The organism is Paenibacillus sp. Soil724D2 (assembly GCF_001427935.1).
Classification (GTDB): Bacteria; Bacillota; Bacilli; order Paenibacillales; family NBRC-103111; genus Paenibacillus_E.
Window position 1 is genome coordinate 123,490 of the sequence record NZ_LMRY01000002.1, and the last position, 17,084, is coordinate 140,573.

The following is a 17,084-nucleotide window of genomic DNA, read 5'->3' on the forward strand; positions in this document are numbered from 1 at the left end:
CTCACCATTTCCATTAGTTGTTGCATCATGTACAACAATTTGGTCCCATACAGGCCATTTCGCAACAAATGGGCTAAAAATGTTGTACAAACTGCAACTTCAAGTTGCAAAATAGCCTTTGAGCTTGCAATTTGTTGTATAACATACAACATTGGTAACCGCTATAGCCCATTTGCCCTAACGAAAGCCGAATGACAATCAGTGGAAGCGGCACGTCCGTACTCCGAGAAATTCAAGGAAGTTGTTGCAAGCATTGCAGCTGGCACCAAAGGCGTAAAGTATCCGATGCTATCAAAAATCGGATTTTGGAGTTTGAATACCAGTTGTGAGAGACATAATGAATCAATCGACGGTCTCCAACATACAACATCCTTAGCTTGCCAGGAAGAAATCAAGGAAATTGTTGCACGCTGTACAACATGCTATTATTTCCGGTGCGGCTTACCGTTGAATCATGCACATGCAGCCTTTTTGCGATATTGCTTCATGATCGTAGGCCGAATATGAAGGAACCTATCTTCTCTGCCTGCAGCACAAAAACCCCTGCTTCCTTCGTCAAGGAAGCAGGGGTTTTGATCCTACCCGATAAAAAACTTAGAGACCCAGCACACGCCGCTCTTCATCCGAGAACATCCTCGAGCGAGTCAGAAAACGTCGCCCTTCCGGCCCCTCAAGCGAGAACATCCCGCCTCTGCCAGGCACCACATCGATGATGAGCATCGTATTCTTCCAATAGTCGTATTGCGGCTTGCTCATATAGAAGGGTGCGCCGCCTATATCCCCTAGCCATACGTCGCTGTCGCCGATAAGGAACTCCCCTTGCGCATAGCACATCGGAGAGCTGCCATCGCAGCAACCGCCGGATTGATGGAACATAACAGGGCCATGCTTGGCCTTTACGAGTTCGATTAGCTCTAGAGCGGCATCGGTAGCAACAACCTTGCTCACTTCTATCGTCATCGTGCGGCTCTCTTAGAAGAAGCCCAGTGCGTCAGGGCTGTAGCTAACGAGTAGATTTTTGGTTTGCTGGTAATGGGAGAGCATCATTTTGTGATTCTCGCGGCCAATGCCCGAGCTCTTATAGCCGCCGAAGGCCGCATGGGCAGGATACGCATGGTAGCAATTCGTCCATACGCGGCCAGCTTGAATGCTGCGCCCCATCCGGTAGGCTGTGTTCATGTCGCGCGTCCAAACGCCGGAGCCAAGGCCATAGAGCGTGTCATTCGCGATCGCCAGCGCCTCTTCTTGATCCTTGAACGTCGTAACGGAAAGAACCGGTCCGAAAATCTCCTCTTGGAAGATTCTCATTTTGTTATGCCCCTTCAGAACTGTCGGCTGAATGTAGTAGCCTTCGGAAATATCTCCATCCACCTTTGCCCGACCGCCGCCGATGAGGCATTCAGCACCTTCCTCTGCACCGATATGGATATAGCTCATGATTTTCTCAACCTGCTCGGTTGAGGCTTGTGCACCAATCATCGTATCCGTATCTAGAGGATTGCCTTGCTTGATGGCAGCTACCCGTTTCAAGGCTTTTTCCATAAATTGATCATAAATCGATTCCTGAATTAATGCGCGTGATGGGCTGGTACAAACTTCCCCCTGATTCAGGGCGAACATCGCAAAGCCTTCGATTGCTTTATTGAAGAAAGCATCATCACGTGCGACCACATCCTCAAAGAAAATGTTCGGCGACTTGCCACCCAGCTCCAAGGTGACCGGTATCAGGTTTTGCGAAGCATACTGCATAATTAAGCGGCCTGTTGTCGTCTCGCCGGTAAAGGCGATTTTCGCGATCCGGCTGCTCGAGGCAAGCGGTTTACCGGCTTCAAGTCCGAAGCCGTTGACGATGTTGAGTACGCCCGGCGGCAGCAAATCTTGGATGAGCTCGATCAGTACCAGTATGGATGCCGGCGTTTGCTCAGCTGGCTTCAGGACGACCGCATTTCCGGCCGCAAGTGCCGGAGCAAGCTTCCACGTCGCCATAAGCAGTGGAAAGTTCCACGGTATAATCTGACCCACGACGCCAAGGGGTTCATTAAAATGGTAAGCCACCATATTATCATCCAATTGGCTGAGCGAACCCTCCTGAGCGCGAATACATCCTGCAAAATAGCGAAAATGATCGATCGCCAGCGGCAGATCAGCCGCAAGCGTTTCCCGAACCGGCTTCCCGTTATCCCAGGTCTCGGCAACCGCAAGCATTTCCAAATTCGCTTCCATGCGATCGGCAATTTTATTTAAAATGACGGCACGTTCCGCAACGGAGGTGCGCCCCCATGCGTCCTTTGCAGCATGCGCGGCATCTAAAGCCAGCTCGATATCCTCTGAGGATGAGCGTGGAACCTCGCAGAAAACGCGGTTATTTACTGGTGATGGATTGTCAAAGTATTGGCCCTTAATAGGCGCAGTCCACTGTCCTCCAATGAAATTTTCGTACCGTTTTTTAAATGTAACCTTTGATCCGTTTTGTCCAGGTTGTGCATAAATCATTTAGCTCAGCCTCCTTAAAATGGAATACGTTAAATAAATAAGCAAGGATCGTGCCAACCTATTGAATGCCGTCCAATAAGGCTCTGCGGTGAGCGCTTACTCGTTTTGTTCCGCTCTGAAACAACGGAAGTGTTCCACTTTGGGACATTCTTTCTTTCAGTACTCCATTAATAAAAGCAACTATGATATGATCGGATTAGGAAACCGATTGCAATGGAGGTGTTTTATTTTTGCTATCCGTGGAAAATAACTTTTTATCAGAAGCGGCGGCGTCATCTTGGAAGCGCTGTCACGAACTTGGTTTAATGCCCACCGACCCCATTGACGATAACATTCTAACCGGAAGCCACATGCAATCTCTATTAAGGCAAAACGAGCAAACCATTCATTACACGGAGCAAATATTCGAGCAAATGCACACAGGCATCAAACAATCCGGCCAGATGGCGCTGCTAATCGATTCGGAGGGAACCATTATTCACACGGTCGGAGACATCGATTTCTCCCGCCGAGCGTTAGCGGTTCAGCTGCAAGTAGGAGCAAATTGGGCCGAGAGAAGAAAAGGAACAAATGCCATTGGTGTCGCCCTCGCAGAGAAAAAACCCGTCCGTGTGCATGCCGAAGAGCATTATTTCAACTCCAATCACTTTTTGACCTGCGCCTCGGCCCCCGTCTTCAATTCCATCGGCGAGCTGATCGGTATCATCAATATTAGCGGCAAACAAGAGAATTACCACGCCTATACGTTTACACTTGCCTGTATGGCAGCCCTTTCCCTGCAGAACAAAATTCTGCTGGAAGAGTCGAAGAAGGAGCATCTCATTACCCTCAGAGAACTCGAGCATTCCTCACTTAATCATCCTTTGCCGCTGCTCTCTCTAAGCCGGGATAACCGCATCCTTCGAGCTAATCATGCCGCCATCCGCATGGTTGGAAGTGATGCAATCGGCAAAGTGTTTACGAAGCTGGAAGGCTTTGCGGTCGAAACCATTCATAATGAGCATCAGAAGCTGTGGCAGTCCGTCTCCATTCAGAAGCAGGCAGCAAACGAGCAGCATTTGTATACGTTTAGAGATATTATCGGCACGTGTCCGACCATCATACAGAAGAAAGAACTGGCCAAGAAGGCAGCTGCGACTGATTTTCCAGTCTTATTACTGGGTGAAAGCGGCGTCGGAAAGGAATTGTTCGCGCAATCCATTCATACCGCTAGCCCCCGGTCGGCAGAGCCGTTCATTGCACTGAATTGCAGTGCCATCCCGGACAGCCTGATCGAGAGTGAATTGTTCGGATACGCTCGCGGTGCCTTCACGGGAGCGAACAAAGACGGCAATGCCGGGAAATTCGAGGCCGCGCATAAGGGTACTATTTTTCTCGATGAGATAGGCGACATGCCTCTACGTGCTCAGGCTGCTTTATTAAGAGTACTCCAGGAAGGCATGGTTACTCCGGTAGGCAGCGCGAAGAGCAAAGCAATTAACATTAGAGTCATTGCAGCAACGAATAAGGACTTGGCCACGGAGATAAAGGCAGGCCGATTTCGGGCCGATCTCTATTACAGGTTGAAAGGGATACATATTACACTGCCGTCTTTACGTGAAAGAAGCGATATTTTGACATTAGCTGGGTATTTACTCCAAAAGCATGCTTCGCCCTGTCCATTCCTAACGGAAGCCGCGCAGCAGAAGCTGTTAACCTATAGCTGGCCGGGCAATATAAGAGAGCTTAGCGGCATTCTTATGCAGGCGGTCTTCCTAGCTGGAGGACAGGCGATTAACCCTGAGCATCTATCGTTCGAAGAATCCGATGAGGCTGTGCAAGCAGGATCAGGCAAAGATCACTCACTTACGTTGAAGGATGCAGAAATCACGGCGATCAAAAAGGCGCTGAAGGCCTCGGAATGGAACCTTAGCAAGGCCGCCGGTCAATTGAAAATCGGAAGAACGACGCTATATCGCAAGATTGAAGAGTACGGCATAACGTTATTTTAATGAAATATTAGCTAGACCTAGCGCCCCATCTCTTGGAGATTGGGTGTTTTTTTCATCGGTCTATCAATGGTATGATGGAGCCATATGGAAAGCATTTCCTAGGAAAGGAATATGGGTTATGTCAAAAGCTGATCATATGCTTTCTATCCTGTGGTTGCTCAAATCTCAGAAGCGAATAACAGGTAAGCAGCTTGCTGAGAAGCTGGAGATAAACATCAGAACCGTCTATCGATACATCGATGCTTTATGTGCCAGCGGAGTCCCGATTATTTCTGATTCCGGGCATAATGGCGGTTATAGCTTGCTTGGTCATTTCAATGAAGCTCCGCTTGTATTTGATCTAGATGAACAAAAAGCGTTAATTCACGCGGCCGCTTTTGCCCAGGAGGCGGGGTATCCGTTTGGAGTGAAATTAAGTCAGGCCGTCGCTAAGCTGAAAATGTATACCAATGAAACACAACGCCATCAAATCCATCTACATGAGCAAGGTCTTGACGTCATTCTTCCCCAAGCTGATGCTTCGCAAGTATCCCTGCTTCAAGAAGTAGAAATGGCGGTGGCTCAGAGCGTTACGCTATTTATGCACTATCAAAAAGGCTACGGATCTGTCATAGAAGCTCGTGATTTGGATCCTTACGGACTTGTTTGCTGGAAAAGCAAATGGTATGTGGTAGGTCATTGTCATCTTCGCAAAGAAATTCGAAGCTTTCGCATCGATCGTATTCGAAATTTGGAAACGACGGAGAAGACGTTTGAACGGCCTGCTGATTTCTCGGCGCGCCAATTTATCCTTTCAGGTGTGCTGCCTGATTCGGATAAGCCAGATGAGCTCATTTCTGTCAAAATTACAGGAAGAGAGCAAGCACTAGATGATCTTTGTGGTCATTGGTTTCTGGCCCATGCCTTGGTAGATCGTTCGCAGCTTGAAGCACATTTTAAACTGGAAGAGCGATACATCTTGTTTAATCTTCCCTACTTTCTTCTGACTTATGGGGGGACCCTTCGCATTAAAGAGCCGCAGCTGCTCCAAAACCAAATGATTGAGGTAACGAAAAATTTACACAATTATTATGCGGCTGCGCAGCTTGACTGACCGTTTCTGTCAGTGAAGATGGGCTACAATGGGTCTTAGGTGAAACCTAAGGAGGAACGATCATGAATTTATTACAAGTTCGTATTTTGGTAGATGATTTTCACAAAAGCGCAGCTTTTTATAGGGATCTATTAGAATTGAAAGCAGACTGGTATGAAGAGTCGATGGAGTACGCGTTGTTTAACACGGGCGCTGCTCGTATCGAGCTGCTGTCCCGCAAAGCCATGGGTGAAGCATTGGGCGAAGATTTGGGGCAAAACGGCAGCTATGCAACGAATTTTGTACTCAATATTGAAGTTGAAAATATAGATGATACCTACCATCGTTTATCAGATAAAGGCATCAAATTCGTCAAAGAACCATTTAATCATCCGACATGGAATGGACGACTTGCCCATTTTCGGGATGCAGATGGCACATTAATAGAACTCTATCAAGCAAATAAGAAGGAGGATTGATCCGATGTCTACTCAAATTCTCAAAAATTACGAGTATCATGTATGGGCTAATAAGCGGGTTTTCACTCGTTTAGAGGAACTGCCGGAGGAAATTTTGCTGCAGGAGTTGAGCGATGTATTTCCAACCATACATGCCGGCCTTGTGCACATCTACAGAGTGGATACTGTCTGGTTATCCGGCATGAAGGGAAACAGCTATGAGCAAATCAGAGAGCTGATCGTGACTGTTGAAGAAAAGACCAAAGGGAAGAGCTTGAAACAACTAGAGGCCGCCTTCTTGGAGCTAGCCGAGGCTTACAGAACCTTTTTGAATAGCGATGTCGATTGGCAAGCTATGAAAGACTTTCCGAATCCGAAATATGGCGTCCTGCATGCCAGCATTGAAGAGCTTATCCAGCACGTTGTTAATCACGGCACTTACCACCGCGGCAACATCACTTCTATGCTCCGTCAGCTCGGACATGCAGGTGTATCTAGTGATTATGTGTTTTACTTATATGATGTAAATAAGTGAAATAAGATCCGCTATCGAACTAACACTTTTTTTATAAAGTGGTATCATCAGCGATCGACGTTTCCATCAATTCCTTTACCTCTTTGAGGTCATTGGTTTTGCCTAATGCCCACATCAATTTCGGAACGATCGCTTCTTTATTCATATCCTTCGACGAAATAATCTGTTCTCTGCCTACTCTTCGCCCAACTTCATAAAGCGTCAAATCGCCGCCTTCTTCCAGACATTGTGTTGTAATGACAACAGCGACTCCAGCTTCTATAAGCTCAATGATTTTTGGAAGAAGGTTGCGACCTTGGGTAGGCACCCCTCCTAAACCAAAGCCTTCAATAATTACACCTCTATAGTGTTGTTTCAAATAGTCGAAAAGCTCAGGCTTCGTACCTGGATGCAGCTTTAACAAAAAAACATCGGGACATAGCGCTATGTCCAGCTCTATCTCTTTATTGTGTACAGGTATACCAGACGAAGTGTACTTGATTTCATCGCCTTCAAAGTACGCCACATACGGATGATTAATGCTTTCAAAGGCATCGTAACTGCGGGTTCTCACTTTCACGGCTCTTGTCCCGTTAATCACCTTGCCATCAAAAACTATAAATACACCGCCAATGTCTTCACAGGCAAACTGGGCAGCGTTACGCATGTTTTGGATGGCATCAGTGTGGTTGTTGTGGATAGGAACCTGAGAACCTGTAATAACAACCGGCTTACTCATATTTTGCAGCATATAGGAAAGCGCGGCTGATGTATAACTCATCGTATCCGTTCCATGCGTGATCACAAATCCGTCATAATCCTCATAATTCTTATATACGGCTTCCGCGATGCGGACCCAAAATTCAGGCTGCATGTTCGTGCTGTCAATTTCCATCAGAACGCTACTGTCTACCTGATACAGGTGATTATGTGCCGGCAGATAGCTTATCAGTTCGTCGGCCGTCATCCCCGGGGTCAATCCATCTTCACCAACTACAGATGCAATGGTCCCACCCGTAGCTAACAAAAGTATCTTTTTCATAGAAATGTTCCTTTCGCATGGTATCCAGTTTCAAATATAGAAAACCTCTATCAAGTTCGTTCAAAAAAGAGCGACCTGCTAGAGGTGAGTTTATATAACCTTATTATAGATCCAATTATAGGATTTTGCTAAGAAATGCTTGGGTACGTTCGTGTTTGGGGGAATCGAATAGTTCGGAAGGTGATCCTTCTTCTACGATATACCCTCCATCCATGAAGATGACACGATCTGCCACCTCGCGCGCGAAGCCCATTTCATGCGTTACGACGATCATGGTGATTCCTTCATGGGCTAAATCCTTCATCACTTGCAGCACCTCACCGACCATCTCGGGGTCTAAGGCCGAAGTCGGTTCATCGAATAACATCACACGCGGATTCATAGCCAGCGCACGGGCAATAGCTACACGCTGCTGTTGTCCGCCAGACAACTGATCAGGGTACGCATCCCGCTTCCCGGCTAAGCCGACTTTGTTCAGCAGTTGCATGGCTTTTTGTTCATTTTGCTGCTTATCTGCCTTTTTGATGTGCTTAGGGGCCAGCATGATATTTTCCAATACGGTCAGATGCGGAAATAAGTTAAAGAGCTGAAAAACCATACCTACATTTTGGCGTAAATGATCGATATTCGTGTTAGGTGAAGTCACTTCGACATCACCGATCACAACTTTTCCAGACGTCACATCCTCAAGAAGATTCAGACAACGCAGGAATGTACTCTTTCCTGATCCAGAGGGTCCAATCACGCAAACCACTTCTTTCTCTTGGATCGTAGTTGAAATATCTTTCAGCACTTCGTTCGTACCGAATTTCTTTTTCAAGTTTTGTACGACGATCATTTGGAAGCATACCTCCTCTCAAATACGCGAGCTAAGCGGGATAAAGCATAGATGATAATAAAGTAAATGACACCTACAACTCCCCAGATCTCAAAAGCACGATAGTTGGCAGAGATAATAATCTCCCCGCTCTGTGTCAACTCACTAATTCCGATGACGGACAAAAGGGAAGTATCCTTAATACTTACAATGAATTGATTGACGAAAGCAGGTATCATCCGGCGAATGGCTTGTGGTAAAATGACCAATCGCATCGTTAGCCATTTACTAAGCCCCAACGAGCGTGCCGCTTCCATCTGTCCCTTGTTAATTGAGTTAATGCCCCCACGGAAAATCTCAGCTATATAAGCACCAGCATTTAAGCTAATGGCAATAATACCTGCAGTCTCTGCCGGTATCCGAATATCAAAGAAAGCGGGTATACCAAAATACTCAAAGAAGACCTGAACTAACAGTGGTGTTCCCCGAATGATATCAACATAAGAAGAAGCAATACCCCGAAGAATTTTACTAGAAGAAACATTCATCAAACCCGTAATTAAACCAATAAGAAAAGCGATCGGTAAAGAGATGATAACAATTTTAAAGGTAATTAAAGCGCCTTTCAGCAGCATGGGTAGTGCATCTAAAATAACCTGCAACGAGGAAGTCACCGGATCCCAACCCTTCCTTTTTAATGGAATTCATAATGACGCTAACCTTCTGAGGCCCATCGAACATTGGGTGACAAAAGGTTAGCGCTTGTGTTATCTATTTAGTGGATTTTCCCATATAAGTGCTGATAATTTCATCGTATTTTCCGTTAGCTTTTACCTTTTTGATTCCATCATTAATTTTTTTCATCAATTCTTCGTTTTCCTTACTCACCGCAATACCATAGTTATCGCCGTTCAAACGATCCCCAACAATTTTCAGCTTGGAATTCGGATCAACTGCAATCTTATACGAGATCACCGGAAAGTCTTCAATCGTTACATCGGCGTTTTTATTGGCGACTTCTTGATACATGGCCGGACTATCATCGAAATACTTCACTGTAGCGCCATATTTTTTACCATATTCATCTGCTTGTTTTGCTCCGGAAGTACCTTTTTTAATGGCAATGACTTTCCCCTTCAAGTCTTCAGGCGTTTTGATTGTTGTATTATCTTCTCGGACGATTAGCGAAAGTCCGGCTGTGTAATACGGATCCGAAAGGGCAACAACCTGTTTACGTTCGTCCGTAATACTGATGCCGGCAATAGCGCCATCCAATTGTTTGGATGTAATAGCAGGTATAATTCCTTTAAAATTCATAGGTTTTAATTCAACTTCAAATCCCTCTTCTTTGGCAATTGCGTTGATTAAATCAATATCTATTCCAATGTACTTGCCATCTTTTTGAAACTCGAAAGGGGGATACGTCGCATCCGTACCGAACGTGTATTTCTTAACTGCTGCTGCTGTTTGTGCAGGTTGTGTAGTCTGCGTAGACTTATTATCCGTAGTTGCACCATTTCCACAAGCACTAAGTGTTAAAGCTATAACCGTTCCAAGTACTACTGATAAACCTTTTTTCATGTAAGAACCCCTTTTCTTCTATTAAATTTGAGATCGATTAATTTGATCACTTTGTAATTACATACTACTTCCCGCTCTACAGCAACATACAGAATCCTACAAAAACAATTACATGACATGAAAATATAGTTTACATCCGCGACTAGTAATTTCATTAGAAAATTTTGTATCCGATTACATTTCGTATGGGTATCTATTTCATGTGATGATATATCACAACGAAATAAAAAAAGGAATCCAAACCTCCAGTCCTTACTATCTCCAGACTTGAGAGGTTGAATTCCTTACTCAACTATTTAATTTTTCTAGGGTCTCCATATAAAAAACCTGTAAAAACTTTTTGATGTTTACTTTTCCTTTATCGGGCTGCAGATCTTCGTCCATGACTTTCATCCTCATGCGAATATCCTGAAAATCAAAGTACAGCGGCGCATAATACTCGAACTTAGGATTACTATAATCGGTTAAACCAATGGAAGCCATATTATTCAAAGCAGCCATGATCGTCCGTCGAATGCGTTGTTCAATCGCCTTACTTTCCTTCTCAATATCTTTCTGGTCTTGTTTATAGGTGTGGGCGACAGACTCGTACAATTCTTTTAAAGGAGGGAAACTCGTTGCTTCTCTATGTTCGATGGCATTCTCCATTAAGGCTATAATGTCTTTACTGCCAATTTCACCGATGATTCCCAAATCCATTAGAATCGTCTTCACCACATCACGAACTTTTCGCTCTTTGCGGGGAGAGGATGGTCCAGCGATATCTAATTTGGCTAAAGATTGCTTGATCTCAGAAACATACCGCTCATATTTCCACTGCTCATTAACTTTGCTCAGTACGTGCTCTACTTCCACGCGATTAATCGGCTTATGAATAAAGAACTCGATTCCTTTTTGATAAGCTTCCCCTACCATGTCCTTATTTTCAATTTGTGAAATCATAATAAATTTTCCGTCATACCCGCTGTTTTTTAATTGCGTGATTGTCTCAATACCATCCTGATCAGGCATCAACAGATCAATCAACACGACATCCGGTTTCGATTTAAGGATCATTCGAGCCCCCTCAATTCCACCTTCCGCCGTCCCCATCACCTCGCCAATGCCGCATTCATCAATAATATCTTGCAGCATACTTCTGCAAACGACATCATCATCAACGATCATAATTGAAAGTGCCATCGACTCTACCCTCTTTAATTAGACTTGTTAGTGGGAGACGAACAACAAACTGAGTACCGCTTGCTTTCTCCGATGATGTTACTGCGATACTCCCCCCAAAGGAATGAACAATATCGCGTACATGAGAAAGACCGATTCCGGTTGCTGCTATCCCTTCTTCATTGTACTTGGTCGTGTAACCAGGTTCGAAAATAAGTTCCTTCTTATGGTCAGGAATTCCTTTTCCGGAATCTATGACGATAAAATAGACGTCGTCTTCTTTTTCAAAGACCCGAATATGTATACTTCCATTTTTCACTATAGCTTCTACCGCATTGGCAACTAAGTTATTCAAGATCGTAAGCAAAGGTACATAGTGCGTTGTGTTCTGATTAAACTCCAGCTCTTTTTCAATGATAATCTTTTTCTTTAGCATTTCACTATATTCTTGGTTTCCCTTTACGACAAAGTGCATGATCTCCGAAAGACTCATGTGAACGACAACTTCACTATCGAATAATTTCAGTAAACCTGCCAGAATACGTTGGGAATCCTTCTTTACTTCATGGATTTGTTGGGCAATGCCTAATGTACGCTGACTATAGCCTTTGAGATTATCCTCATTTAATTTCCGATAGAGGTCATAGCTATCCGCGGTAATCCCCTCTATGGTATCCATGGCTTTTTTCAAATAAAAGGCTTCTCCATACAAACCAGAGTTGATGTTCAGCATCTGCTCCATCCGTTTTTCCTGCTCCGCGTGTAGAAACCGCATCTGACTAATAACAATGCTGTTGTACAGACCGATTACAAAATAACTGCGCACGACGGCTATGACCATTATAAGGAACCATTCTTTAAAATAAAAGGTATTCGTACCGAGGAATACCCCACGCAATAATAACTCCGTTTCATTAGAAACGAAGTCAATTAATGTGATATATCCACCTAACATGAGGGGGTGAAGTTCGTTCAATCTATTTCGAAGCTTGCTCATTCCAAATGCAAATACAACATAGTAACAACCGGCTGCTGCATTATTCTGTAAGCTCTCCAGGATCGTATAGGAATGAACATGAGTGATCCAATCTCCAGATTGAACGATCATGCTAAGGATCCCCGTTAGGATACCCGTTTTTACATAAGGTAGATGCGGCATAAGCAGTAAAAAAAACAAAAAGATACTCACACCAAGTCCAATGCGAAAATAATCGTTGCTAAAGGGATTTATCTTGAATTGTGCGCCGGTGGCCGTAGCGATAGCGATTACGATCATTTGCAATCTTTCGTTTTTGACTAAATTCTGCATCTTTCGATTCGCACCTACTTGAGGGAAGTCTGAATTTATCTGCCCATGAACTTAAATTCTAATGCTTTATACTAGCATACATGACCCCTCTTTTGAAAAAAAGTTTAGCCGTCATTCATGCTGCTGTTTACCTCACACGCAAATGACGGCTAAATTTTAAATGGCCAGTTTAATTTGTTTCGTGTAGAAAAAGCGAACGATGAAAAAGTAGACAACTTGTATAGAGGCAAAGATGCATAGTACAATGGCGGACTCTTTAAACAAATTATAACTAAACATATGAGATAATGCCGTAAGTGCCACAGCCCCGTGGACAAGCGCTACTACAATCGGTGCGAAGAAAAGAATCGCTGTTTGCCTGTTAAGCACTTTTTTCAATTCGGTTTCAGTCAAACCCATTTTAGCTATGGCTTTAAATTTTTGTTTATCTTCATCTAAATCCGTATAGAGGCGGAAATATAGAAAGCTTCCAGCCGAAACGAAAAAGACAATTCCGATAAACAATCCAATGAACAGCACCGGTCCATAGGTTCTATTTAAATCATATACTTCGTAATCAACAGCAGACAGCGCATGCCTTCCGACCTGTTTCGTTAAAATTTCGCCTGCTTGAATAACGGCCTGCTCCTGGTTCCCTTTCGCCTGCCATACATGAAACCTTCTTTGTTCAATAGATTCTGGAAGCTGCTCATAGGCATCATCTTTGACGATATAATAATCATACATTTCCGTAAATACTCTTGAACTAACGATGACATTAGGCTGCAAGGTTATACCTGATTGAAGCTTAATAGGTTGCTTCAGCTGTTTATCATCTCGGTTATTCCCCATTCTTTCAAAATGAACGACTGCCGACTGTCCGTCTTGTAGGTTGATTTTACCCACTCCAATTAAGCTGGCAAAGCGATTATAATCTGACTGCTTGGTGATCAATGTAGTCGTCTTTTGATCATTTACTCGAAAGTAACTGAGTATGGCTTGAGCCTTCACGGTCTCGATTTGCTTGCTGCCTAACTGTTCATCGATTAATGCAATATCCTTCTCTTCTTTATCCTTACTTTTGTCCTTGTCTGCCGTATAGGTTAATGTGTAGGGATTTTGTGATTTCGTTGAACCTGTAGTTAACGATTGAAATCCATAAAGTGACCCAATGGCGCTGAATGCTACGGTCGAAATGATGGCAACCATGAAAAATGTCCGCGCATTATCCTTCATTCGAAACGAAAGATCAGCAAGAAGAAGCATATTTGTTCTCCGCCAGAAGATGGACTCCCTGTTCTTTAGACTGCGAATCACATAAACACTTAATTGGGTAAACAATAGATAGGTGCCTATGATCACCACAATAATAACTGGCAGCATGACCATGAAAACAAGGGATCCTTTCGCGATCAAAGCAAAGAAGTAACCAATCCCGAGCAATACAATGGCTGTTATGGTTAAAAAAACAGAGGCCCTTGGTTCTCCTTTGGACTTCTTATCTCCTTTAATCAGGTTGATTAACTTTCCGCTGCGCAGAACATAAGAGACAACAAATGAAATGAACAGAAACAAAGTAGTGAAAGATACAAACGACATGATCATTGCCTTCAATGGCATATAGAAATTCAGCTCAGTTCCGATAATCAGAACGTTTTCAGCTGTTAGTAGAATTCCTTTTGCAAAGACTAATCCAAGAGCTATGCCCCCTATTGTTGCGAAAAATCCGATTAGCATGTTTTCACAAAATACCATCGAACGGATTTGTCTTGTGGACATGCCTAGCATCATCAATAGCCCAAATTCTTTCTTGCGAGACTGCAAAAAAGAGCTCATCGAATACATAACGAAGAAAAAAGAAAAGACATAAATGATGCCTGAAGCCACATTAAGACCAAAGGTTGCTTTGGAATTCACCGCTTCTCCGTTCAGCGCCGGATGGAAAGCAAAGATGGCAAAAGTGAAAAATACCATCACCATGAACATACTGCTCAAAAAATAAGCCGCATATAGCCTCTTATTGCGAGTGACGTTATTAAACGCGAATTGACGAAAGGTCATTTGCGTTACCTCCCAATAAAGAGAGTGTATCGATAATCTTCTGGAAGAAAACCTGACGATTATCACCGCGATGAATTTCGGAATAAAACTTTCCATCTCGGATGAAGACGACTCTGTTGCAATAACTGGCTGCTTGAGGGTCATGCGTTACGAGCATCATCGTTGTCTGTTCGGTTTGATTGATGGATTCAAGCATTTCCATAACATCTTTAGATGCCTTTGAATCCAGATTTCCTGTCGGTTCATCTGCAAGCAATAGCTTAGGTGTATGAATCATCGCCCTGGCAACTGCCGCCCTCTGCGCCTGCCCGCCAGATATCTCATACGTACGTTTTTTCATAATTTCGGTAATCCCAAGTTTCTTGGCAATTTCATTTGCCTTTTGCTTCATCTCGCTGACTTTTTGACCGTCCAACGTCAAAGGTAGGACAATGTTTTCTTCAACGGTTAACGTATGTAGGAGATTAAAGTCTTGAAACACAAATCCCAGCTCACGCCGGCGGAATTTAGCTAAGTCGTTTTTGCTTAGATGATGCGGATTATGGCCAGCGATTAGGATTTCGCCAGTTGTCGGTTCATCAATGGTTGCGATCATATTGAGCAAGGTTGTTTTTCCGCTTCCAGACGGACCCATAATTCCAACAAATTCACCTGATTCAATGGTCAAATCGATATCCGATAAAGCGCGGTAGGCGATCTTCCCCTCATAAATTTTACTTGCTTGTTTCACTTTCAGCATCATGAAAGCTCCTTTCAAATAATCATCATTCGATCTGTGATTAGTGTACCGCTATCGATCGAGTTCAACTATTGATTCATCTTTCACTTTCCTTACACGGTTGTAAGGTTTTGCGATGACACGAAAATAATTCGAAATGTCGTACCTTCAGAAACTTTCGTATCAAGTTCTATCCGGTGCCCAAGATGTTCGGCTGCTTCTTTCGTTAAATAAAGCCCCATTCCCGTTGATTCTCTGAATTTACGCCCATTTTCCCCTGTATAAAAAGGGTTGAAAATACGGGTTTTATCGGTATCCGGGATGCCTACTCCGAAGTCAGTTACCTCTAATATCGCTTCTTTATCTTTCTCGTACAGGGAAATGATTAGTTTCTTGCTTTTCCCTGCTGAATACTTCACCGCATTATTGACTAGTTGTGAGAGCATAAAAAACAGCCATTTTTCATCCGTCTCTACGACGATTCCTTCCTTCATCTCCTGCAGTTGAGGATACACCTGATTACGGATATAGAATCGTTTATTTTCCTGATTCACTTCATTCACGATTTTGGACAGAATGACAGGTTTGACATGAAAATCCTGCTCAATGGTTCGAAGGCGCGCCATATACAGAATCGTATTTAACCCTGTCTTCATTCGTTCCGTCTCTTCGCGAATATAAGAAGAATCCGGTTCATCCAAATTTCGTGCGGTGAGTTCGATGACGGACAGAGGTGTTTTCATCTGGTGTACCCATTGGTCCATAAACTTCAGATGCTCTTCCTGTCGATGTTCTGCCGTTTTGATTTGTTGCTGGTAATGCTTATACTGATTTCTCAACAGCTTATTAAAAGCTTCCGACACAGGGGTTTGCTCCGTTTTCTGGAAGGAATCATCCAATGACTCAAGCGGGTTGCTGAGGCGCTGATAGAAACTGCGGCGGCTATAGTAATGGTAGAACAGATAACAGCCAAGAAAGAAAAATCCGAGGAAAATGGCATAAAGAGCCGGCGCCATATTGCGATATCCATCGAGCCAGTAAATGCCTAGAATCGTGATAAATTGAATAATCTGCAAGACCAGCAATAGAGAATGCTCTTTGATAAATAACTTCATTGATCTCCCGCCTTCGTCCATGTAACGTTCAGACGATATCCGGCGCCCCTTACCGTTTCCACCGCATCTTCTATGCCTAACTCATGGAACTTTTTCCTGACACGAGTAATGTTTACATTGAGTGTATTTTCATCTACATACGATTGATCGTCCCATAGTTTCTCAAGTAAATCTTCACGGCCAGATACGCGTGGATAGCGCTCCATCAGGCATTCGATAATGTCGGCTTCTTTTTTCGTGAGGGAAGCAGCCTTTGTACCGAATAGGAATTCCAGCCTTTCTGGATAAAGCTTAAGTCCATCTCTTTCCAATACCCGCTCACCAACCTTAACCGCATATTCCCCGTAAGCACGCCGAAGATGACTGCGAATTTTCGCTAACACAATTTCCGAATGAAACGGCTTCGTAATAAAGTCATCTCCGCCATTTTCCAGCGCCATGACCTGATCCATTTCACCTGTTCGCGCTGATATAAATAGGACAGGACATATCGATTGCGTACGAATCTGCCGACACCAATAATACCCATCATAGCTGGGTAGATTGATATCGAGAAGCACAAGATCCGGCCTGTTTTTATGAAAATCCTCCATTACGTGATCAAAATCAGCTACGGATGTTACGTTATAGCCGTATTTTTTTATGTAAGACTTCAAGAGTTCAGCAATTTTAGGATCGTCTTCTACTATCATAATGGTTTGCATATCTGTCTCTCCTTCTGATTGGCGGCACAACTTTAGTATGAATAAAAAAGACTGCCAAGTAAACAATAT

Annotated in this window: 16 protein-coding genes and 1 pseudogene; 5 read left to right on the forward strand and 12 right to left on the reverse strand. The window is 43.7% G+C overall.

Annotated features, from left to right (window positions below; all coding sequences use genetic code 11):
• Positions 1-195: 195 nt before the first annotated feature.
• Positions 196-291 (forward strand): annotated as a pseudogene (locus tag ASG85_RS38955) (F0F1 ATP synthase subunit gamma); the annotation flags it as partial.
• Positions 292-594: 303 nt separating this feature from the next.
• Here the strand turns inward: ASG85_RS38955 and ASG85_RS04510 are convergent.
• On the reverse strand, positions 595-960 hold the full coding sequence (locus ASG85_RS04510; RefSeq protein WP_057303612.1) for a DUF779 domain-containing protein: 366 nt from the start codon (positions 958-960) through the stop codon (positions 595-597).
• A 12-nt stretch (positions 961-972) separates the two neighbouring features.
• The gene (adh, locus tag ASG85_RS04515) at positions 973-2,493 is read right to left on the reverse strand and encodes an aldehyde dehydrogenase (RefSeq protein WP_060645488.1); all 1,521 of its coding nucleotides are present in this window, start codon (positions 2,491-2,493) and stop codon (positions 973-975) included.
• A gap of 239 nt (positions 2,494-2,732) precedes the next feature.
• Between adh and ASG85_RS04520 the strand changes: the two genes are divergently transcribed.
• From ASG85_RS04520 to ASG85_RS04535, 4 genes are all read left to right on the forward strand, one after another.
• Positions 2,733-4,484 carry a sigma-54-dependent Fis family transcriptional regulator gene (locus ASG85_RS04520; RefSeq protein WP_235550064.1) on the forward strand — a complete coding sequence of 584 codons (1,752 nt, stop codon included), beginning with the start codon at positions 2,733-2,735 and terminating at the stop codon, positions 4,482-4,484.
• 118 nt (positions 4,485-4,602) lie between these two features.
• Positions 4,603-5,577, forward strand: a complete 975-nt coding sequence (locus ASG85_RS04525; RefSeq protein WP_060645533.1) for a helix-turn-helix transcriptional regulator — start codon at positions 4,603-4,605, stop codon at positions 5,575-5,577.
• A gap of 62 nt (positions 5,578-5,639) precedes the next feature.
• Entirely contained in the window at positions 5,640-6,035 is a 396-nt protein-coding gene (locus tag ASG85_RS04530) for a VOC family protein (protein WP_060645489.1), read from the forward strand.
• 4 nt (positions 6,036-6,039) lie between these two features.
• Positions 6,040-6,549: a DinB family protein gene (locus tag ASG85_RS04535; protein ID WP_060645490.1), complete on the forward strand. Its 510-nt coding sequence runs from the start codon at positions 6,040-6,042 to the stop codon at positions 6,547-6,549.
• A 31-nt stretch (positions 6,550-6,580) separates the two neighbouring features.
• Here the strand turns inward: ASG85_RS04535 and ASG85_RS04540 are convergent, their stop codons facing one another.
• The 10 genes from ASG85_RS04540 to ASG85_RS04585 form a co-directional block, all read right to left on the reverse strand.
• A complete protein-coding gene (locus ASG85_RS04540; protein ID WP_060645491.1) occupies positions 6,581-7,570 on the reverse strand; it encodes an asparaginase in 990 nt (329 codons plus the stop codon).
• A gap of 115 nt (positions 7,571-7,685) precedes the next feature.
• Positions 7,686-8,408 (reverse strand): amino acid ABC transporter ATP-binding protein, encoded by a 723-nt coding sequence (locus tag ASG85_RS04545; RefSeq protein ID WP_057303618.1) that lies wholly within the window; start codon positions 8,406-8,408, stop codon positions 7,686-7,688.
• Complete coding sequence (locus tag ASG85_RS04550) at positions 8,405-9,061, reverse strand: amino acid ABC transporter permease (protein ID WP_057303619.1); 657 nt, start codon at positions 9,059-9,061, stop codon at positions 8,405-8,407. The genes ASG85_RS04545 and ASG85_RS04550 overlap by 4 nt, the downstream gene beginning before the upstream one ends.
• A gap of 97 nt (positions 9,062-9,158) precedes the next feature.
• Entirely contained in the window at positions 9,159-9,968 is an 810-nt protein-coding gene (locus ASG85_RS04555; protein WP_057303620.1) for a transporter substrate-binding domain-containing protein, read from the reverse strand.
• Positions 9,969-10,256: 288 nt separating this feature from the next.
• A complete protein-coding gene (locus tag ASG85_RS04560) occupies positions 10,257-11,150 on the reverse strand; it encodes a response regulator (protein ID WP_060645492.1) in 894 nt (297 codons plus the stop codon).
• Positions 11,125-12,438: an ATP-binding protein gene (locus ASG85_RS04565; RefSeq protein WP_060645493.1), complete on the reverse strand. Its 1,314-nt coding sequence runs from the start codon at positions 12,436-12,438 to the stop codon at positions 11,125-11,127. The genes ASG85_RS04560 and ASG85_RS04565 overlap by 26 nt, the downstream gene beginning before the upstream one ends.
• Before the next feature lie 156 nt (positions 12,439-12,594).
• Positions 12,595-14,478: an ABC transporter permease gene (locus ASG85_RS04570; protein WP_060645494.1), complete on the reverse strand. Its 1,884-nt coding sequence runs from the start codon at positions 14,476-14,478 to the stop codon at positions 12,595-12,597.
• Positions 14,453-15,217 (reverse strand): ABC transporter ATP-binding protein, encoded by a 765-nt coding sequence (locus ASG85_RS04575; protein ID WP_057303624.1) that lies wholly within the window; start codon positions 15,215-15,217, stop codon positions 14,453-14,455. The genes ASG85_RS04570 and ASG85_RS04575 overlap by 26 nt, the downstream gene beginning before the upstream one ends.
• A gap of 92 nt (positions 15,218-15,309) precedes the next feature.
• Positions 15,310-16,311, reverse strand: coding sequence for a sensor histidine kinase (locus ASG85_RS04580; protein ID WP_060645495.1), 1,002 nt, complete (start codon positions 16,309-16,311; stop codon positions 15,310-15,312).
• A complete protein-coding gene (locus tag ASG85_RS04585; protein WP_060645496.1) occupies positions 16,308-17,015 on the reverse strand; it encodes a response regulator transcription factor in 708 nt (235 codons plus the stop codon). The genes ASG85_RS04580 and ASG85_RS04585 overlap by 4 nt, the downstream gene beginning before the upstream one ends.
• Positions 17,016-17,084 lie beyond the last annotated feature (69 nt).